The following is a 20,494-nucleotide window of genomic DNA, read 5'->3' as shown; positions in this document are numbered from 1 at the left end:
CTCGTATCGAGAGGTCGTCGCCGGGTGATCGGCGGCGACAGTTTGCACCACGCCCCGCCAGAGCGCAAACCGAGTGCTGCGGCGGGTCGTGCTGGCTGTGCAACCCATGACCGGAACCGGACATTCCCGACACCCGTTGCCGGAGCGCCGCGCGCTCGGGATCGGCCGTGCGGATGTCCGCGGCACGCCCGTGCGCCTCCCCGGAAACCGCCCGTCGTCCCTGCATACTCACGGGGTACGACAGCAGGACCGTACGCGACGCTGGGAAGGCGGAACCATGCAAGACGTGAGAGTCATCGGAGTCGAGTCCGGCGCACTCCTCCTGGCGACCGACGGCGGCACCGAGTTCCGGTTGCCCGTCACGTCGTCGCTGGCAGGCCAGGTGCGCCAGGCGAACCCCGACGCCGGTCCGCAGAAGCGGGTCTCCCCCAAGGACGTCCAGGCGCGCATCCGTGGTGGCGCCGACGCCGCCGACGTGGCCGCCGCGCTCGACGTCGACGTCGAGTACGTCCGCCGCTTCGAGGGCCCGGTCCTCGCCGAGCGCGCCTTCATCCTCGACGCCTCACACCGCGTGCCGGTCACCCCGGTCGACGACGAGGCCCCCGACACCTTCGGCCCCGCGATCACCGCGAAGCTCGAGGCCGGCGAGGCCACCGCGATCACCTGGGGCTCCTGGAAGCACCCGGAGAGCGGCTGGCAGGTCCGCGTCCGCTACACCGCGGGCGAGGTCGAGCACGACGCCCAGTGGCACTTCGACCCCAAGACCTCGACCCTCGTGCCGGACAACGGCGACGCGCACCGGCTGTCGCACACCGACGACGAGGGCATCGCCCCGCGCCTGCGTGCGGTCGAGTTCGAGCAGCAGGACGACGACGGCACCCGCTTCGACTCCGGCGCCTTCCGCGTCGACGAGCCGGAGCAGCCGGCAGCCGAGCCTGAGCCGTCCCAGCACGCGCCGCTCCGTGCACCGCTGCCCCGCATCGGCCAGGCCGCCGTGGAAGAGCGTGCTCCCGGCAACGAGACCGCCGACCTGCTGGAGGCGCTCCGCCGTCGCCGCGGTGAGCGCGAAGCAGCGTCGTTCGGCGAGCAGCGCGACGAATCCGCCCGCGGGACCTCCATCAGCGTCGTCGACATCCCGCTGCAGGGCTTCGAGGACGGCGGCGCGCACGACACCGCACCGCAGTCCGCCGACGCCCGTCCGGCATCGGCGCCGGAGCCCGAGAGCCGTGGCGAACGCAAGAAGCGCAACCGCCGCTCGATGCCGAGCTGGGACGAGATCGTCTTCGGCACCCGCCCGGACGACGACCCCGCCTGATCGGCATGCTCACCGGCCGTCGGCGCTGCCCCTCGTGAGCACTGACGCCCTCAGTGGGCGAACGCGCCGGCGAGCCGGAGCGGCACGATCGTCTCCTCGTCGGTCATCGCCCCGTGCTGGCCGATCATGCGCTTCGGCGTCTCGTCCTCGCGCAGGGCACGGTCGTCGTTGAACGCCCACGAGCCGCGCGCCACGACGAGCACGTCGCCGATTCGCGGCACCACCTGGTCGGACACCTGCCCGAACCACCCGGCCTCGATCGCTTCGGCACGGCTGGCGACGGAGGCCTTCTTGCCGTAGCGCGCCCGGAACGCGCCGACGAGGGCGCGGACGTCCGTGCCGGGTGCGACGGTGAGCTGGCGGCAGCGCGGGTCACCCGCGACGCCGACGACGTCGGTGAGCAGCAGCGGGTCGATGGCGATGTTCGCGTGGTCCGGCACGTCGAGCACACCGTGGTCCGCCGTCACCAGGACCCCCACGTCGTCCGCGGTCCGGGCATCGAGGCGGGCGAGTTCCCCGTCGAGCAGCTCGAGGGCGGCCGTCCACCGGTCGGACTGCCAGCCGTACTTGTGCCCGATCGAGTCGAGCTCCGGAACGTACAGGTAGACGAGCGAGCGGCCGGTGGCGGTCTCGGCCAGTACGGCGTCGACACGCTGCGGGATGGTGTCCGCGGACACGTACCGGGCGCCGCCGAGCACGTTCGCGGTCATCCCGGACGAGCGGTACCGGTCCGGCCCGACGACGACCGGGTCGAGTCCGAGCTCCGCGGCCCGGGTGAACAGCGTCTGCGTCAGGAACCAGTCGGCGGGCACCTCGGTGTCCCAGCCGCCGAGCAGGTTCATCACGGCACCGGTGTCCGGGTTCCAGCCGCTGTACCCGACGACGCCGTGGGTGCCGGGCGAGCGGCCCGTGGTCAGGGTGCTCAGCGCCGCCGCGGTCGTCGTCGGGAACCCGCTCCGGAGCTTCTTCGCGGTGCCGGTGCCCTTCGCACCGGTCAACCAGCGGGCGTGCCCGGCGCGCGCCGCCAGCGCGGCGGAACCGAGGCCGTCGACCAGCACGACGATCGCCGAGCGGGCGGGGCGGAGGGTGATCCGGGCCTCCAGGCCGTCGTTCCGCAACCACGCGTCGTCCGCAGCGCCGAGCGCCACGAGGCAACTCGGGAAGACGTCGGCGAGGTTCGCGACGGCGTCGGGGGCCGTCGGTACGCTTGTTCCCATCCCACGAGTCTCCCAGACGACTCCGGTTCTCCAGAAAGGTGCCATGGCACGCACGGACGTAGTCGGCCTGCCCGACGGTGAGCGCATCGAGGACGTCGACGTCTCCGAGGAGATGCAGGGCTCCTTCCTCGAGTACGCGTACTCCGTCATCTACTCGCGGGCACTGCCCGACGCCCGCGACGGCCTGAAGCCGGTGCAGCGTCGCATCCTGTACCAGATGGCCGAGATGGGGCTGCGGCCCGACCGCGGACACGTCAAGAGCGCCCGCGTCACCGGCGAGGTGATGGGCAAGCTGCACCCGCACGGCGACGGCGCGATCTACGACGCGCTGGTCCGCATGGCCCAGCCGTTCACGATGCGCGTGCCGCTCGTCGACGGCCACGGCAACTTCGGCTCGCTCGACGACGGCCCCGCTGCCGCCCGGTACACCGAGGCGCGGCTCGCCGAACCGTCGATGGCGATGACCGAGGGCCTGGGCGAGGACGTCGTCGACTTCGTCCCGAACTACGACAACCAGATCATGCAGCCGGGCGTGCTGCCGGCGGCGTTCCCGAACCTGCTCGTCAACGGCGCCTCCGGCATCGCGGTCGGCATGGCGACGAACATGGCGCCGCACAACCTCGGCGAGGTCGTCGAGGCCGCGAAGCACCTGCTCATGAACCCGCAGGCCAGCCTCGAAGAGCTCATGGAGTTCGTGCCCGGCCCCGACCTGCCGTCCGGTGGCACGATCGTCGGGCTCTCCGGGGTCCGTGACGCCTACGCCACCGGCCGCGGTTCGTTCCGCACTCGCGCGAAGGTGAGCGTCGAGAACCTCACCCCGCGCAAGGTCGGGCTCGTCGTCACCGAGCTGCCCTACCTGGTCGGCCCCGAGCGTGTGATCGAGAAGATCAAGGACGGCGTCCAGTCCAAGAAGCTCGTCGGCATCTCGGACGTCAACGACCTGACCGACCGCAACCACGGACTCCGGCTCGTCATCGGCATCAAGAGCGGCTTCAACCCCACCGCCGTGCTCGAGCAGCTCTACAAGCACACCCCGCTCGAGGACGGCTTCGGCATCAACAACGTCGCGCTGGTCGGCGGGTCGCCGCGCACCCTCGGGCTCCGCGAGCTGCTCGACGTCTACGTGCAGCACCGGCTCGACGTCGTCACCCGCCGGTCGCAGTACCGGCTGGCACGACGCAAGGAACGGCTGCACCTGGTCGAGGGCCTGCTCATCGCGATCCTCGACATCGACGAGGTCATCCAGGTCATCCGCACCTCCGACGACTCCGAGGCGGCGCGCAACCGCCTGCGCGACGTCTTCGACCTGTCCGAGGTGCAGGCCGAGTACATCCTCGAGCTGCGCCTGCGCCGCCTGACGAAGTTCTCGCGGATGGAGCTCGAGGCCGAGCGCGACCAGCTGCTCGCCGACATCGCCGCCCTCGAAGAACTGCTGGCGTCCGACGAACGGCTCCGGGCGCAGGTCGCCCTCGAGCTGACCGAGGTGTCCGACAAGTTCGCGACCCCGCGGCGCACGCTGCTCACCGAGGCCGACGCCCCGGTGAAGGGCGGTCGGAAGGCCGCGGTCGACCCGGAGTCGCTGCAGATCGCCGACTCCCCCTGCCGCGTGCTCCTCTCCACCACCGGACGGCTCATCCGCGTCGACATCCCGACGTCGGAGCTCGGCATCGTCCGCGTGCCGAAGCGCTCGAAGCACGACGCCGTCCGCTCCGCCGTGGTGAGCACGGTGCGGGGACAGATCGGCGCGATCACCTCGACCGGTCGTGTCCTCCGGCTCTCCCCCGTCGACGTCCCCGCCGTACCGCCAGCCGCGGTCCGGCTCGACGCCGGCGTCCGGGTCACCGACTTCCTGGCGCTCACCAAGGGCGAGACCGTCGTGGCGATCGTCGACCTGTCCGGCGCGTCCTCGGACTCGCTGGCGATCGGCACCGCACACGGCGTCGTGAAGCGCGTCGTGGCGGGTGCGTGGCCCGACAAGCCCGAGTTCGTCGCCATCGGCCTGAAGCCCGGCGACCACGTGGTCGGCGCTGCCCGGGCCCCGGAGTCCGACGACCTCGTGTTCATCAGCTCGAACGCGCAGCTGCTGCGGTTCCCGGCGTCCGTCGTCCGGGCGCAGGGGTTGCCCGCGGGTGGAGTGGCCGGCATGGCCCTCGCTGACGGCGCCTCCGTGATCTGGTTCGGCTCGGTCGCACGCTCCGACGACGCCGTGGTCGCCACGGTGTCCACCACCTCGACCGCTCTGCCCGGTACGGACGCCGGTCGCGCCAAGGTCTCCGCCCTGTCGGAGTTCCCGGCGAAGGGCCGTGCCACCCAGGGTGTCCGGGCGCACGCGTTCCTGAAGGGCGAGGACGGGCTCACCGTGGGCTGGGCCGGCATCGCGCCGCCGCACGCCGTCGGCACGGACGGCGCCGCGCGCACCCTGCCCGACTGGCTGTCGAAGCGTGACGGGTCGGGTGCCCCGCTCGAGGCGGTCATCGGCTCGATCGGTGGCAGCGCTGCGACGCTCGACGGCACCGCCGGCGAGGCCTAGGCGCGAGCTGGCGCGCGCCAACTTTCGCGCCTGGCGACACCTCACGCTCTTCGGACCCCGTGAGGTGTCGCCCAGCGCGTGAGAACGCAGGGCGCACCGGCCTGGAGGCGCGGGGCGGCCCCGCCACGGGCCTCCCGTCCGCCATCGCGGAAGCGACAGAACCCCGCCGACTGTCGGCGGGGTTCTGTCGCTCTTGCGCCATGGACCGTGCGCGTCGGCCGAGCGGTGTCGCTTTCGCGACGCGCTACGCGTCGATGCGGTCGCGGTCCAGGCCCTCGCCGGCCAGGATGAACTCCTTGCGCGGCGCGACGTCGTTGCCCATGAGCAGCTCGAACACCTTCGCGGCCCCTTCGGCATGGGTCACGTTCACCCGGCGCAGGGTGCGGTGCGCGCGGTCCATCGTGGTCTCCGCCAGCTGGTCGGCGTCCATCTCGCCGAGGCCCTTGTACCGCTGGATCGGCTCCTGGTACTTCTTGCCCGTCTTCTCGAGCTTCTTCAGCACCGTCTGCAGCTCCTGTTCGGAGTACGTGTAGAGCGTGTCGTTCGGCTTGCCGCGGTTCACCACGACGACCCGGTGCAGCGGCGGCACGGCGGCGAAGACCCGGCCCTGTTCGATCATCGGCCGCATGTACCGGAAGAACAGCGTCAGCAGCAGCGTACGGATGTGAGCGCCGTCGACGTCGGCGTCCGACATGATGATGATCTTTCCGTAGCGGGCCTGGTCGATGTCGAACGTGCGGCCCGAACCGGCGCCGATGACCTGGATGATCGACGCGCACTCGACGTTCGAGAGCATGTCCGACACGGACGCCTTCTGCACGTTGAGGATCTTGCCGCGGATCGGCAGCAGCGCCTGGTACTCGCTGTTGCGGGCGAGCTTCGCGGTGCCCAGCGCCGAGTCACCCTCGACGATGAAGAGCTCGGTGCCCTCGGTCTCCTGCGAGCGGCAGTCGGCGAGCTTCGTCGGCAGCGAGGAGTTCTCGAGCGCGTTCTTGCGGCGCTGCGTCTCCTTGTGTGCCCGCGCCGAGATGCGGGTCTTCATCTCGGACACGACCTTCTCGAGCAGGGCGGCCGACTGTGCCTTCTCGGTGCGCTGCGTCGAGGTGAGGATCTCGGTGATGCGCTTCGACACGACCTGGTCGACGATCTTGCGGACCGCCGGGGTGCCGAGGATCTCCTTCGTCTGCCCCTCGAACTGCGGCTCGGGCAGGCGCACGGTCAGCACGGCGGTCATGCCGGCGAGCACGTCGTCCTTGTCGAGCTTGTCCTGCCCGACCTTGAGCTTGCGGGCGTTCGCCTCGACCTGGGCACGGACGGCCTTGACGACGCCCGACTCGAACCCGGCCTGGTGCGTGCCGCCCTTCGGCGTCGCGATGATGTTGACGAAGCTGCGGAACACGGTCTCGTAGCCACTGCCCCAGCGGAGCGCCAGGTCGACCTCGCACTCGCGCTCGACCGAGGTGGAGACCATGTGGCCCTTGTCGTCGAGCATCGGCACGGTCTCGGTGAAGGTGCCGGTCCCCTGCACGCGCCAGACGTCGGTGAGGGGGCTGTCGACGGCGAGGTGCTCGACGAACTCGCCGATGCCGCCCTCGTACCGGAAGCGCTCGACCACCGGCCCGGCGGCCACGGTGGTGCCCGTCGCCTCGGCCCGGGCAGCAGCAGCGTCGATCGACGCCGCGCGCTCGTCGGTGATGGTGATGCCGAGCCCCGGCACGAGGAACGCGGTCTGGCGTGCACGGGTGACCAGGTCATCGGTGCTGAACCGGGCGTCGGCGGTGAAGATCTGGCGGTCCGCCCAGTAGCGGATCCGGGAGCCGGTGACGCCCTTCTTGACCTTGCCCACGACGCGCAGCTCGCTGCCGGACGTGAAGGGCGCGAACGGGGCGTCCGGGCCGATGCCCTTGCTGTCGTCGAAGATGCCGGGCTCGCCGCGGTGGAACGACATGGCGTAGGTCTTGCCGCCACGGTCGACCTCGACATCGAGGCGCTCCGACAGCGCGTTCACGACCGAGGCGCCGACCCCGTGCAGGCCACCCGAGGCCGCGTAGGACCCCGAGCCGAACTTGCCGCCGGCGTGCAGCTTGGTGAACACGACCTCGACCCCGGTCAGGCCGGTCTTCGGTTCGACGTCGACGGGGATGCCCCGGGCGGTGTCACGGACCTCGACCGAGCCGTCGGCGTGCAGCACGACACCGATCTCGTCACCGTGCCCCGCGAGGGCTTCGTCGACCGAGTTGTCGATGATCTCCCACAGGCAGTGCATGAGGCCCCGGGAGTCCGTCGAGCCGATGTACATGCCCGGCCGCTTCCGGACCGCCTCGAGCCCTTCGAGGACGGAGAGATGGCGTGCGGAGTAGTCGGAGCTCACCGTCGGAGTTTACCGAGCGGCACCGACAGCACCGTGTGGACACTCGCACTGGGGCCAAGCGATCCGCGCTGAGCGAAACAGGGCCCGACAATGCGTCGCTCTCAGGCATCACGTGTTGAAATGGTGCAACCACCCGGCACCACCTGCGATCCGTGAGGAGCACAGCAATGACCCAGACCGTGCAGGACCCCTCCATCGACGAAGTCAGCAACCACCAGCTGACCGCCGCCGACCGTTGCGACAGCTGCGGGGCGCAGGCCTACATCCGAGCCACCATGTCGAGCGGCGAGCTCTACTTCTGCGCCCACCACGGCGCCGAGTTCAAGGACAAGCTCGCGGCGACCGCCATCGAGTGGCACGACGAGAGCAGCCGACTCTACGAGTCGAAGTAGTCGCGACCGACACGAAGACAGGAGGCGCGGTGCCAGCTGGCACCGCGCCTCCTGTCTGTCTGCAGCCCGTTCAGATCGCGCGGAGACGACGAAGGCCGGGCCCCGTCGGGACCCGGCCTTCTTCTTCGTGCGTCAGGCGATGCGCTTGAACGCCTTGTCGACGTAGCGATCGACCGTGGCGCGCGCTTCGCGTGCGTAGCGGTCGATGGTCGCCGTGCGCTCGGCGTCCGGCGCATACTCGCGACCCAGCCGCGTGGTCGCTGCGGCGAGGACGCCGTCGGTCAGCTGCGGGTTGAGCGGCAGGACCGGACCCTGGGTGTGCGTGCCGAAGGAGTTCCCGACGATCGCACCCTCGACCGGGGTGCCGGCCTGGTTGCCGCCGCCGGATACGACGTCGGCGAAGGGGGTGACCCCGGCTGCGAGCTCGATGCGGGTTGCGTGGTCCTCGAAGCCGGCGAGACGCTTCGGTGCTCCGGGGAGCAGCGGGTACCGGGTCTCGAGGACGAAGTAGTTCACGCGGCGCTCAGCACCGCGGACGGCACGGGCGTCGAACACGCCGAAGCCGGCGACCGGCGCACCCTCGGTCGGCACTACCTCGTTCGTCGCGAGGTCGAACCCACCGCCGACAGCGAGCACCGGCACACCGTCGGTCGCGAACGCACGGAGTGCTCCCCCGATGCGTGTGACGTCGTCGCCCAGGGAACGCATCGCGCTGAGCGGACCGTTGCCGATGACGACGACGTCCGCCGTGGTCGGCAGGTCGTCACCAGGCGCGTACTCGAGGACCTGGGTCTCGATGTCCGCGGCGGCCGCACGGCGGACCAGCGCCGCGACGTTGCCACGGTCGCCCGAGACGCCCATCTGCCGGGGGTAGACGTGCAGGATCGTCAGCCGATCGGCCGTCATGCGGTCTTCTCCATGTCCGGGTGGCCGAGGGCCTTGCGGGCGATCATCATGATCTCGTAGTTGACGATGAAGTTCTTCGTCCCGCGGGTCGTCGAGCCGAGCTGCTCCATGTGCTTGATGGCCGCTTCGACGTCGGGCTCGACCCGGCCGATGCGGACACCGGCGTGCTCGAGCGCGATCGCGATCTGCCACGCCTTGTCACCGGAGACGACGTCCACGTGGTCGAGCTTCGAGAAGTCGATGTCGTAGATCCAGGAGATGTCGGGCGTGCCCTCGTCGATCGCCATGAGGACCTGCTCGGGCTGGTCCGGCAGGGCGTCGAGGTTGAGCTGGAGGCTCGCGGCGTTCTTGAACATCGTGAACTCGGCGGACTCGCCCGCGATGGGCAGTCGCTCGCCGCGGCCGTACGCGGGCTTCATCGTGCCGAAGGCCTTGGTCACGGCGTCCGCGCGGAACTGCGCGCCGAGGGCCGCACTCGCCGTGGCGGTGGCAGCAGCGGCGTCGACCGCGTAGTGCAGGCCGCGTGCGGGGAGACGGACCGGGATCTCGGCGCCGTCGAAACGGATCGTCGCGCCGTCGCCCGTGTGGGCCACGACCTCGGCGTCGGCGGTGTGCTGGGCACGGTCACCGGCGTCGAACGAGTCGGCGTTCTGCAGACCGTTCGGCGCTGCGGCGATGACCTCGTCGCTCGCACCGAACCGCAGGACACGCTGCCCGGGGGTACCGGAGTAGCCGTCGAGGAACTGGTCGTCGTGGTTCGTGATGACGTTCGCCGTCGACAGTGCGGCGGTGTCGAGCATCATCGTCGCCACGCGCTCGGTCTCGAAGAACCGGTACAGCTGGTCGACCTGCACGTTGAGCATCGTCACCGTCGAGGGCGACAGGATGCCGGCGAGCTCGACCGCGAAGGCCTCGTCGACCTCGAGGATGCCGATGTCCGCCTTCAGGCGACCGGTCAGCGAGACCTCGGACAGCAGGGCCGACGCGATGCCCTGCGGCAGGTTCGCGCCGGACGGGTTCGTGAAGACCCGCAGCCCGTGGGCCCGCACGATGTCGGAGATCATGTGCGTGGTCGTCGACTTGCCGTTCGAGCCGAGCACGAAGACGACGCCGTTCGGGAACTGCTTCGTCACGTGCTGCAGGAAGTCCGGCACGAGCTTCAGGACGATGAACCCCGGGTAGGCGGACCCGCCGCCCCGCGCACGAGCGAGAGCACGGAGGATCCGCCCGATCAGGATCGGGATGAAGAAGCGCATGCCGGCTTACTCGAGGTAGTCGCGCAGCGACTGCGACCGCGACGGGTGGCGGAGCTTCGCCATCGTCTTGGACTCGATCTGACGGATGCGCTCGCGCGTCACGCCGAACGTGTCACCGATCTGGTCGAGCGTCTTCGGCTGGCCGTCACCGAGGCCGAAGCGCATGCGGATCACGCCCGCCTCGCGCTCGGACAGGGAGTCGAGCAGGCTCTCGAGCTGCTTCTGCAGCATCGTGAAGCCCACCGCGTCGGCCGGCACGACCGCCTCGGTGTCCTCGATGAGGTCACCGAACTCCGAGTCGCCGTCCTCGCCCAGGGGCGTGTGCAGCGAGATCGGCTCGCGGCCGTACTTCTGGACCTCGACGACCTTCTCCGGGGTCATGTCGAGCTCGCGGGCGAGCTCTTCCGGAGTGGGTTCGCGACCGAGGTCCTGCAGCATCTGCCGCTGGACGCGGGCGAGCTTGTTGATGACCTCGACCATGTGCACCGGGATGCGGATGGTGCGGGCCTGGTCGGCCATGGCACGGGTGATGGCCTGACGGATCCACCACGTCGCGTAGGTCGAGAACTTGAAGCCCTTGGTGTAGTCGAACTTCTCGACCGCACGGATCAGGCCCAGGTTGCCCTCCTGGATGAGGTCCAGGAACTGCATGCCACGACCGGTGTAGCGCTTCGCGAGCGAGACGACCAGGCGGAGGTTCGCACCGAGCAGGTGCGACTTCGCACGCTGACCGTCACGGGCGACCCAGCGCAGTTCACGCTCGGCGGGCTTCGAGAGCCCCGTCGCGTGCTGCAGCTTGTCCTCGGCGAACAGGCCGGCCTCGATGCGCATCGCGAGCTCGACCTCCTGCTCGGCGTTGAGCAGGGCGACCTTGCCGATCTGCTTCAGGTAGTCCTTCACCGGGTCGGCGGTGGCACCCGTGATGGTCGTCGAGTAGACCGGCGCCTCGTCGTCGTCGGTCTGCGAGATGACGAGCGCACCGGCGGCGACCGCGGCAGCGGCGTCCGGCTTGGCCGTCTTGTCGTCGGTGTCGTCGGCCTCGTCGGTCGGCTCCTCGACGGGCTCGTCGGAGGCGATCGCCTCGTCGACGGCGTCGGTCTTCTTCGCCTTGGGCGCCGCCTTCTTGGCGGGCGCCTTCTTGGCGGGGGCCTTCGTGGCGCGCTTCTTCGGCGCTGCGGTGCCCTCGGTGTCCGTGGCGTCCTCTGCCACAGCGCCCTCGGGCTCGGTGTCCTTCGTGGGATCGATCGTCGTGCTCCGGGCAGCCATGCGATCACCTCTCTCGTCGTGCCACGTTCGTGGGGTCGTGGCCTCCCTCGCCGCCCAGGTCCCGCGCCGCAGTCCCCCGCGTCGTACGAGTCCTACCGTTCCGGGCAGCACTAGGACCCATGTCAAGTCCCCCGAGTTCACCGGCGCACCGAAGTGCTCCGACAGACAGGGGTCCCGAACGGGTCCGTGATCATTATTGCACGTGCCGCTTCCGCAGGCGTGCAACGAGTGCAACCCAGAGTGGCCCGACGCGTATTCCCTCTTCCGAGTGCAGCACGCGGCGGGTCCGACGGCGGGCGTGCAGGAGCATCCCGACGCCGAAACCGACCACGACGTACTGCACGGTGAGGGCGATCCGGAAGTTCTCCCAGGCGAACACCTCGGTGCCCGAAGCCCGCGCAGCGACGTCGAGGACGACGCCGATCAGGTACATCATCACGAAGGCCGCCAGGAAGCCGCCGACGTTCACGACACCGTTCGCCGAGCCGAGCGATCCGACCGGGTTGAAGGTCCGAGCGAAGTCGAAGCCGATCAGGGAACCGGGCCCACCGATCCCCATCGCGACGACGAGCAGCACGAGCAACCACGTCGGCGGGTGCCCGGGCCAGAGCAGGATCGCCGTCCAGAGCACCGCGAGCAGGACGACCACGCCGAGCACCAGGTTCGACCGGCGCATCGGGAACCGTGCGCAGAGCACACCGAGCACCGGACCGGCGACGAACCCGACGACCACGATGATCGTGAGGAACCCCGCCGCCTCACCCGGGGAGTACCCGAGCCCCCGGAGCATCGGCACGCCCCACAGCAGCGAGAACACCGTGCCCGAGGACTGCGTGACGTAGTGCGACCAGAACCCGAGCTGCGTGCCCGGGCGCCGGAGCGCGTGCCCGAAGGTGCTGAACGCGGCACCCCACGAGTGCGGCAGCGGGATCGTGTCCGTCCGCACCGGCACGGGACCGTTCCGCACGAAGACCGCGGCGAGCACCAGGCCGACCGCGCTGGCCGCGGCCGCGACGCCGAACGCCGGCGTCCAGCCCACCGTGTGCAGGAGCACCGCGAAGGGGAACGCCGACAGGATCTGGCCGATCTGCCCGAGGTTGCCCGTCCACTGCGAGATCTGCGGCAGGATCCGGCCGCTGAACCACATCGGCACCAGGCGGATCACCGAGATGAAGGTCATCGCGTCACCGGCACCGACGAGCACCCGCCCCGCGATGGCCGGCCCGATCGAGGGGGACACCGCGACGATCGCCTGTCCGACGACCAGCAGCGCGGCGCCGAGGAGCACCAGCCGGCGCGGGCCAACGCGGTCGAGGGCGATCCCCACCGGGATCTGCAGCCCCGCGTAGACGGCGATCTGCACCACGGCGAGGGTGGACAGGACCGCGGCGGAGACGGCGAACCGGTCCTGCGCGTCGACGCCGGACACCCCGAGCGAGGACCGCTGCACCACGGCGAGGACGTACGCGAGGACCGCGACGCCCCAGATCAGGAAGGCACGACGGGAGTTCACCGGACCAGGCTACCGACGCGTCCCCGCGTCGATGCGCGACGAGCGTCGTCGACGCGCGTCACGTCGTGCGGGCGACCGGAGGACGGCCTGGAGGCGCGGTGCGGGGCCGCCACGGGCCTCCAGGCCGCCCTGTGGGGACGTCCGGATCCCGCGACGGTCAGTCGGTCGCGTCGCCCTGGGTGCGCCGGTCGGCGAGGAAGCGCTCGAGCTCGGCCGCGATGGCGTCGGCGGTCGGCACCTCGCCGTCGACGCCGGTGAGCGGCGATGCGACGGGGTTGCCCTCCATGTACGTGTCGTGCCGCTCCTCGAGCACGGAGACCAGGCGCTGCAGCTCGGGGTTGCCGGCCACCTGCTCCTCGACGCGGGTGAGGAACTCGCGACCCGACTCGCGCAGGGCGTCGGTCGGGAAGATGAGCCCGGTCGCGGCGGCGATGCCGGACAGGGCTGCGACGGCGGCGTCGGGGAACTCGGTGTCGGACAGGTAGTGCGGCACGAGCAGCACGAGCCCGGTGACCTGCGCGCCCGTCTCGGCGAGGCGGTGCTCGACCAGGTGCAGGACGTTCGCCGGCGCCTGGGTCTCGGGCTTCCAGACGCTCATCTGCTCGACGAGGTCGGCCCGGGTGCCGGAGACGGTCAGGCTGATCGGACGGGTGTGCGGGACCGGCATCGGGATGGACTGCACCCACGTGGTGTCGGCGACCTGCAGGTCGGCGGCGAGCCCGGTGACGGCGCGGACGAAGCGGTTCCACTGGAAGTCCGGCTCGTAGCCCGACAGGAACAGGAACGGCTGGCCGATCTCGTCGCGCACCAGGTGCAGCGCCAGACGGGGCGGCTCGACGGCGCTGATGTGGTCGTGCTCGAAGGTGATGACCGGGCGACGGGCCCGCCAGTCGAGCAGCACGTCCGGGTCGAACTCGGCGACGAGCTCGGTGTCGAGGTCCTCGAGGATCGAGTTCGTCACCTGCGCCACGGCCGATCCGGCATCGGCGAAACCGGTCAGCCCGGCGATCAGGTGCAACCCTGCTGGCACGGTCGGGGCGTCCGCGTCGAACGTGTAGAGCTCCTCGGGGTGGTTCACCGTCCCCATGCTAGGCGGGGCCTCCGACGTCCCCGGTGCGCGACGACCACGCCGACAGCGAACAGGCCGTCGGTAGGGTTGGAGCATGGTCCGACCGACGCTCTCCACCACCAGTTCACCCCCCGAGACCACCACCGCCGACGTGCTCGTCGTCGGGGTCCGCCCGGGCTCGGCCGGCGAGGCCGACAGCCCCGCCGTGCTCGCCCCCACCGCCCTCGGCACGCTCGACGCCCTCGCCGGCCTCGACCTCGCCGCGATCGGGGTCACCGGCGCGAAGGACCAGCTCGTCCGGCTGCCGGCCACCGGCGTCGGTGCGAAGTCGGTCGCGCTGATCGGCCTCGGCTCCGCCACGGGCGTCGCGGCGATCCGCGCTGCGGCCGGCAGCGCCGTGCGACAGCTCCCCCGGGTCGACTCGATCACGCTCGCCCTGCCCACGGACTCGGCCGAGCTCGTCGACGCCGCCCTCGAGGGCGCGGCGCTCGGCGCGTACGCCTTCACCCGGCACAAGGGCACCGGCACCAAGGCCCCGGCCCGCGGTGACCAGCGCATCGAGGTCGTCGCCCCCGCCGACGTCGCAGCCGACGCCGCCGTGCGCCCCGCGATCGTCGCCGACGCCGCGTCGCTCGTGCGCGATCTCGTGAACACCGCCGCGGGCGACCTCGGGCCGCAGGACGTCGCCGACGTCGCGACCGGGTTCGCCTCGGACCTGCCGCTCACCGTCGAGGTCCTCGACGAGCAGGCGCTCGAGGAGCAGGGCTTCGGCGGCATCCTCGGTGTCGGCCGCGGTTCGGCGCGTCCCCCGCGCCTGGTCGTCGTCCGGTACGCGCCGGAGTCCGCCACGAAGCACCTCGCCCTCGTGGGCAAGGGCATCACCTTCGACTCGGGCGGCCTCTCGCTCAAGCCCGCGGCGTCGATGCTCGGCATGAAGACCGACATGACCGGTGCCGCCACGGTGCTCGCCGCGACCGTCGCCGCCGCCCGCCTGGGGCTGAACGTGCGCGTGACCGCGTGGCTCGCCCTCGCCGAGAACATGCCCTCCGGCACCGCGACCCGCCCGGGCGACGTCCTGACGCTGAAGAACGGCACCACGGTCGAGGTCACGAACACCGACGCCGAGGGCCGCCTGGTGCTCGGCGACGGGATGGCCGCCGCGTCGCTCGAGCAGCCCGACGCGCTCGTCGACGTCGCCACGCTGACCGGCGCCCAGGTCGTCGCGCTCGGCGACCGCACCACCGGCCTGATGGGCAGCGACGACCTCGTCGCGAAGGTCCGCGCCGTCGCCGAGGGCGTCTCGGAGCCGATCTGGCCGATGCCGCTGCCCGAGGAGCTCGAGGCCCGGCTGTCCAGCGACGTCGCCGACATCGTCAACGCCACGGTCGGCAACCCGGCCGGCGGCATGCTGCTCGCGGGCAAGTTCCTCGAGCGCTTCGCCGGCGAGGGTGTCCCCTGGGCGCACCTCGACATCGCGGGTCCGTCGGAGAACAAGGGCGGCGGGTACGCCTGGTTGGGCAAGGGTGCGACGGGCGTGATGGTCCGGACGCTCATCGCTCTCGCAGAAGACCTCCAGTCCGAGTAGTAGGTTTGGTACCGGTGGGAACGGCGCACTGACGCGCCTCCCACCGGTACTGCACGGGACGGGACCGGAACCACGCGGTCCGACCGTCGGACGCCGCCCTCCGCGGTGTCCACGTAGGGCCCGATCGGCCCGACACGCACGAGGGAGTTGCACCAGGTGACGGAACAGACTTACGACGTCGTTGTCCTCGGTGGCGGGAGTGGTGGGTACGCCGCTGCGCTCCGGGCCGCCGAACTCGGCATGAGCGTCGCGCTCATCGAGGGCGACAAGCTCGGAGGGACGTGCCTGCACCGCGGCTGCATCCCGACGAAGGCACTGCTGCACGCGGCCGAGGTCGCCGACGCGACGCGCGACGCCGAGAAGTACGGCGTGGTCGCGGAGTTCGCCGGTGTCGACGTGCCCAAGGTCATCGACTACCAGCAGGGCATCATCAACTCCAAGTACAAGGGCCTGCAGGGTCTGATCAAGGCCCGCGGCATCACCGTGGTCGAGGGCTGGGGTCGTCTGACCTCGCAGAACACCGTGCAGGTCGGCGACCAGACCGTCACCGGCAAGAACATCGTGCTCGCGACCGGCTCCTACTCGAAGTCCCTGCCCGGGCTCGAGATCGGCGGCCGCGTGATCACCAGCGAGACCGCGCTCCGCATGGACTACGTCCCGAACAAGGTCGTCATCCTGGGCGGCGGCGTCATCGGCGTCGAGTTCGCCAGCGTCTGGAAGTCCTTCGGGGCCGAGGTCACCATCGTCGAGGGCCTGCCGCACCTGGTCCCCGCCGAGGACGAGTCGATGTCGAAGCAGCTCGAGCGTGCGTTCCGCAAGCGCGGCATCGAGTTCTCGCTCGGTGTCCGGTTCCAGGGCGTCGAGCAGCACGAGAACGGCGTCGTCGTCACGCTGGAGGACGGCAAGACCTTCGACGGTGACGTGCTGCTCGTCGCCGTCGGCCGTGGCCCGGTCACGCAGAACGTCGGCTACGACGAGGTCGGCGTGGCGATGGACCGCGGGTTCGTCACCACGAACGAGCGTCTCGCCACGAACATCCCGAACGTCTACGCCGTCGGCGACATCGTCCCCGGTCTGCAGCTCGCGCACCGCGGCTTCCAGCAGGGCATCTTCGTCGCCGAGGAGATCGCCGGCCTCAACCCGGTGGTCATCGAGGACAAGAACATCCCGAAGATCACCTACTCCGACCCCGAGGTCGCGTCGGTCGGGCTCTCGCAGGCCAAGGCCGAGGAGCAGTACGGCGCCGACAAGGTCGACTCGTACGAGTACAACCTGGCCGGCAACGGCAAGAGCCACATCATCGGGACCTCCGGCTCCGTCAAGGTCGTGCGCGTCGTGGACGGCCCCGTCGTCGGCGTCAGCATGATCGGTGCCCGCGTCGGCGAGCTCATCGGCGAAGCCCAGCTCGCCGTGAACTGGGAGGCCTACCCGGAGGACATCGCTCCCCTGGTGCACGGTCACCCGACCCAGAACGAAGCCCTCGGCGAGGCGTTCCTGCACCTCGCGGGCAAGCCGCTGCACGCGCTGTGACCGGCACCGGCCGCACTGTGACAATGACATCAACAACCACTGCAATCCCCCGCGAAGAGGAGTCCACCCGATGAGCGAATCCGTCAACCTCCCGGCGCTCGGCGAGAGCGTCACCGAGGGCACGGTGACCCGATGGCTGAAGAACGTCGGTGACCGGGTCGAGGTCGACGAGCCGCTGCTCGAGGTCTCGACCGACAAGGTCGACACCGAGATCCCGTCGCCGATCGCCGGCGTCGTCGAGGAGATCCTCGTTCCCGAGGACGAGACCGTCGAGGTCGGCACCGCCCTCGTGAAGATCGGTGACGGCTCCGGCTCGTCCGACGGCGGTTCGGACTCGTCCGACTCCGGCGCCGACGACGCGAACGCCGCCGCTGCCGACGCCGAGGAGCCCGAGGCCGCTCCGAGCACGGAGCAGGAGGCCGAGACCCCCGCGCCCGAGCCCACCGAGCCCGAGCCGGCCCCCGCCGGACAGACGCAGCCCGCCGCCCCGCAGGCACCGTCCGCCCCGCCCGCGGCAGCACCGGTCCCGGCCGCCGCTCCGGTCCCGCCGCCCGCAGCCGCTCCGCCGGCAGCCGTGCCGGCCCAGGCCGCTCCGGCTCCGGCATCCGCGCCGAGCACCACGGCCGCCGCCGCGGTGCCGAACCCCACGCAGGACGGCGCAGCCTCCGGCTACGTCACCCCGCTGGTGCGCAAGCTCGCCAACGAGCAGGGTGTCGACCTGTCCACGGTCACCGGCTCCGGTGTCGGGGGGCGCATCCGCAAGGAGGACGTCCTCGCCGCCGCCGCGAAGGCCCCGGCCGCCTCGGCAGCAGCAGCAGCACCAGCCGCCGCGTCCGGCCCGTTCGTCGCCGAGGTCTCGCCGCTGCGCGGGACCCGCGAGAAGATGACCCGCCTGCGCAAGGTCGTCGCCGAGCGTGCCGTGCAGTCGATGACCTCGACCGCACAGCTCACGAGCGTCGTCGAGGTCGACGTCACGAAGGTGGCGCAGTTCCGCGACGCCCACAAGGCGGAGTTCCTCGAGAAGACCGGCTCGAAGCTCTCCTTCATGCCGTTCTTCGCCCTCGCGGCGTCCGAGGCACTGAAGGCCCACCCGAAGATCAACTCCACGGTCGAGGGTGACGAGATCGTCTACCCGGAGTCCGAGAACGTCTCCATCGCGGTGGACACCGAGCGCGGCCTGCTGACCCCGGTCATCAAGGACGCGGCCTCGCTGGACCTGGCGCAGTTCTCGAAGTCCATCGCGGACCTCGCCGAGCGCACCCGGAACAACCAGCTCAAGCCCGACGAGCTGGCCGGTGGCACGTTCACACTGACCAACACCGGATCGCGTGGCGCGCTGTTCGACACCCCCGTGGTGTTCCTGCCGCAGTCGGCGATCCTCGGCACCGGCATCGTCACGAAGCGTCCGGCGGTCGTGAAGGTCGACGGCCAGGAGGCCATCGCCATCCGCTCGTTCGTCTACCTGGCACTGTCGTACGACCACCGGATCATCGACGGTGCGGATGCCTCGCGGTACCTCGTCGCGGTGAAGAACCGTCTCGAAGAGGGCAACTTCGCTCCGAACCTCGGGTACTGATCCCAGCAGCACGGCCGACGGCCCCGGTTCCCCTCGTGGGAGCTGGGGCCGTTCCCGTTCCCGTTCACGGGCGGGTTCGGCGTCACCCGCCGCCGAGCAGGGTCAGGGCGGCGACCACCGACCCGACGGCGACGACGAGCCCTACGAGCACGCGGCGGAGCGGGAGCCGTCGGTCGGCTCCGAGCGGGACGCCGTGCTCGACCACGCCCCGCAGGCGCTCGAGCAGTCCGTCCTGCCCGTCCGGTGTCGGCGGTTCGGCGAACACGAGGTCGCTCGGCACAGGGGTCCAGCGGAACGGCCGGGGCGCGGCGGTGCCGTGGACGACGTCGAGTGCCGTTCGTGCGCTCGGTCCGTCACCGTCGAGGGCGTCCTGCAGCGCGTCGAGCACCGGTTGCTGAGCGGGATCGGCCGGGTCGACGCGGTCCCACACCGTCCGGGCTGCGAGCACGAGGGTGCGGGCCGCGTCGGTCGGGGGTGCGGTGCGCGTCGGGGTCCTCGCGTTGGTTTGGTTCATCGGGTTCGTCGGGGTCGTCGGGTTCGTCGCGTTCGTCGGGCGGTCGCAGAGCACGACGGCACCGGAGTCGTCCACCAGCACGTCGTCGATGCCGGCTGTACCGAGCAGGACCGCGCCGTCGTGCACCGCCACCAGGAGCTCCAGGAGCGGGACCGTCAGGGTCACCGCGACGCCGGTGGTCGGGGTGCCGAGCCGGTCGAGCGCCGCCACGAGCGGTGTGCCGGTCGGCCGGTCGATGTCGACCACGAGATGCCCCGTCGGGGTCCGACCGACCGCGGCCACCGGGACGAGGTGCCGCTCGGCGGCCGCGGAGCGGTCGGCGACCCAGCTGAGCACGTCGTGCTCGTTGCCGGTCGCGATCCAGCGATCCGGGTGGTCTTCGGTACTCGTCTCCATGGCGACCAGCGTGGCGGTGGCGCGGCGGGCCTCCAGGCTCTCCCGCACCACCTGTGGACAAGACGTGTTCGCGCACAGCCGGACACGCGACGGTCTCCCCCGGCGCACGGAGGCCGTATCCTGTTCGCATGGCACGCAGCTCTTCCACAGACAAGAAGGCGAAGGAGCCGGGGCGTCTCAAGCAGATGTTCCAGGTCTTCCAGATGACCCGAAAGGCCGACCCGTCGTCGGTCTGGTGGTTCGCCCTCGCCTTCGTCGGCCCGGTCGTCCTCGGTGTCCTGCTGGCGCTGCTCCTGCCGGGGCAGAACTGGCTCGCGATCGTCCTGTGGATCGTCGCCGGTGTGCTGCTCGGTGTGCTGCTCTTCCTCATCGTGCTCGGCCGTCTGGCCGAACGCGCCGCGTACTCGCAGATCGAAGGCCAGCCCGGCGCCGTCGGTGCCGTGCTGTCGAACTCGCTCCGTCGCCAGTGGCGCTCGAGCGAGATGCCGGTCGCGGTGCACGGTCGCTCGCAGGCAGCGGTCTACCGCGCCGTGGGTCGCCCGGGCGTCGTCCTGATCACCGAGGGCCAGCGTGGCAACCTCAACCGCCAGGTCGACGAGGAGCGCCGCAAGGTGCAGCGCATCGTCCCGAACGTCGCCGTGCACGTGCTGCACGTGGGTGACGGCACCGGTGAGAGCCTGACGCTGCACAAGCTGCCCCGTGCCATGAACAAGCTCAAGAAGTCGCTCAACCGCAACGAGGTCCTGGCGGTCGCGAACCGTCTCGACTCGCTGACGCAGAGCCCCGCGGCCTCGATCCCGAAGGGCATGGACCCGATGCGGGCTCGCGCCGGACGGCCGCGCTGACCGAAGCCCTCCGCACACGAGAACGCCCCCGACCAGATCTGGTCGTGGGCGTTCTCGTGCGTGCGTGGAGTGCCGGCGGGGGCGGGGGTGTTCGCGAGTCCCGCACCGTGCGACCTTCGCTGAACCGTGCGAGGTTGCCAGCTCGGTGCGGGACTCCGACCGCGCACGGGGCGGGCCGACTCGCACCCGGTGAGCAACCTCGCACGGTGCGAC

Annotated in this window: 15 protein-coding genes; 7 read left to right on the top strand and 8 right to left on the bottom strand. The window is 70.9% G+C overall.

Features of this window, described 5'->3' with window-relative positions:
- Positions 1 to 286 precede the first annotated feature (286 nt).
- The gene (gene sepH / locus DEJ11_RS08405; protein WP_164941099.1) at positions 287 to 1,315 is read left to right on the top strand and encodes a septation protein SepH; all 1,029 of its coding nucleotides are present in this window, start codon (positions 287 to 289) and stop codon (positions 1,313 to 1,315) included.
- 50 nt (positions 1,316 to 1,365) lie between these two features.
- On the opposite strand, the gene DEJ11_RS08400 is transcribed toward sepH, so the two are convergent.
- The gene (locus DEJ11_RS08400; protein WP_181440874.1) at positions 1,366 to 2,532 is read right to left on the bottom strand and encodes an alkaline phosphatase family protein; all 1,167 of its coding nucleotides are present in this window, start codon (positions 2,530 to 2,532) and stop codon (positions 1,366 to 1,368) included.
- Between the two features lie 43 nt (positions 2,533 to 2,575).
- Here DEJ11_RS08400 and DEJ11_RS08395 point away from each other — a divergent pair, with 43 nt between their 5' ends.
- A complete protein-coding gene (locus DEJ11_RS08395; protein WP_111104377.1) occupies positions 2,576 to 5,062 on the top strand; it encodes a DNA gyrase/topoisomerase IV subunit A in 2,487 nt (828 codons plus the stop codon).
- Between the two features lie 244 nt (positions 5,063 to 5,306).
- Here DEJ11_RS08395 and DEJ11_RS08390 read toward each other — a convergent pair whose 3' ends face one another.
- Positions 5,307 to 7,433, bottom strand: a complete 2,127-nt coding sequence (locus DEJ11_RS08390) for a DNA gyrase/topoisomerase IV subunit B (RefSeq protein WP_071244557.1) — start codon at positions 7,431 to 7,433, stop codon at positions 5,307 to 5,309.
- A gap of 167 nt (positions 7,434 to 7,600) precedes the next feature.
- Here DEJ11_RS08390 and DEJ11_RS08385 point away from each other — a divergent pair, with 167 nt between their 5' ends.
- Positions 7,601 to 7,825, top strand: a complete 225-nt coding sequence (locus DEJ11_RS08385; protein ID WP_017886093.1) for a DUF7455 domain-containing protein — start codon at positions 7,601 to 7,603, stop codon at positions 7,823 to 7,825.
- 132 nt (positions 7,826 to 7,957) lie between these two features.
- On the opposite strand, the gene DEJ11_RS08380 is transcribed toward DEJ11_RS08385, so the two are convergent.
- The 5 genes from DEJ11_RS08380 to DEJ11_RS08360 form a co-directional block, all read right to left on the bottom strand.
- Complete coding sequence (locus DEJ11_RS08380) at positions 7,958 to 8,731, bottom strand: type 1 glutamine amidotransferase (RefSeq protein ID WP_111104342.1); 774 nt, start codon at positions 8,729 to 8,731, stop codon at positions 7,958 to 7,960.
- Positions 8,728 to 9,987: a MurT ligase domain-containing protein gene (locus tag DEJ11_RS08375; protein ID WP_017886091.1), complete on the bottom strand. Its 1,260-nt coding sequence runs from the start codon at positions 9,985 to 9,987 to the stop codon at positions 8,728 to 8,730. The genes DEJ11_RS08380 and DEJ11_RS08375 overlap by 4 nt, the downstream gene beginning before the upstream one ends.
- A gap of 6 nt (positions 9,988 to 9,993) precedes the next feature.
- The gene (locus DEJ11_RS08370) at positions 9,994 to 11,253 is read right to left on the bottom strand and encodes an RNA polymerase sigma factor (protein ID WP_027465462.1); all 1,260 of its coding nucleotides are present in this window, start codon (positions 11,251 to 11,253) and stop codon (positions 9,994 to 9,996) included.
- Positions 11,254 to 11,446: 193 nt separating this feature from the next.
- Entirely contained in the window at positions 11,447 to 12,766 is a 1,320-nt protein-coding gene (locus DEJ11_RS08365; protein WP_071403956.1) for an MFS transporter, read from the bottom strand.
- 157 nt (positions 12,767 to 12,923) lie between these two features.
- Positions 12,924 to 13,853, bottom strand: a complete 930-nt coding sequence (locus DEJ11_RS08360; RefSeq protein WP_027465460.1) for a proteasome assembly chaperone family protein — start codon at positions 13,851 to 13,853, stop codon at positions 12,924 to 12,926.
- A gap of 76 nt (positions 13,854 to 13,929) precedes the next feature.
- Here DEJ11_RS08360 and DEJ11_RS08355 point away from each other — a divergent pair, with 76 nt between their 5' ends.
- The 3 genes from DEJ11_RS08355 (at position 13,930) to sucB (ending at position 18,526) form a co-directional block, all read left to right on the top strand.
- Positions 13,930 to 15,420, top strand: coding sequence for a leucyl aminopeptidase (locus DEJ11_RS08355; RefSeq protein ID WP_111104344.1), 1,491 nt, complete (start codon positions 13,930 to 13,932; stop codon positions 15,418 to 15,420).
- A 156-nt stretch (positions 15,421 to 15,576) separates the two neighbouring features.
- Positions 15,577 to 16,950 carry a dihydrolipoyl dehydrogenase gene (gene lpdA, locus DEJ11_RS08350; RefSeq protein WP_111022800.1) on the top strand — a complete coding sequence of 458 codons (1,374 nt, stop codon included), beginning with the start codon at positions 15,577 to 15,579 and terminating at the stop codon, positions 16,948 to 16,950.
- Positions 16,951 to 17,020: 70 nt separating this feature from the next.
- Positions 17,021 to 18,526, top strand: coding sequence for a 2-oxoglutarate dehydrogenase, E2 component, dihydrolipoamide succinyltransferase (gene sucB / locus DEJ11_RS08345; RefSeq protein ID WP_111104345.1), 1,506 nt, complete (start codon positions 17,021 to 17,023; stop codon positions 18,524 to 18,526).
- A gap of 82 nt (positions 18,527 to 18,608) precedes the next feature.
- On the opposite strand, the gene DEJ11_RS08340 is transcribed toward sucB, so the two are convergent.
- Complete coding sequence (locus tag DEJ11_RS08340) at positions 18,609 to 19,436, bottom strand: hypothetical protein (protein WP_146250082.1); 828 nt, start codon at positions 19,434 to 19,436, stop codon at positions 18,609 to 18,611.
- 128 nt (positions 19,437 to 19,564) lie between these two features.
- Here DEJ11_RS08340 and DEJ11_RS08335 point away from each other — a divergent pair, with 128 nt between their 5' ends.
- Complete coding sequence (locus DEJ11_RS08335) at positions 19,565 to 20,281, top strand: DUF4191 domain-containing protein (protein WP_027465455.1); 717 nt, start codon at positions 19,565 to 19,567, stop codon at positions 20,279 to 20,281.
- Positions 20,282 to 20,494 lie beyond the last annotated feature (213 nt).

The organism is Curtobacterium sp. MCLR17_058 (assembly GCF_003234705.2).
Lineage (GTDB): Bacteria > Actinomycetota > Actinomycetes > Actinomycetales > Microbacteriaceae > Curtobacterium > Curtobacterium flaccumfaciens.
This window is presented reverse-complemented; position numbering and strand designations above follow the sequence as displayed.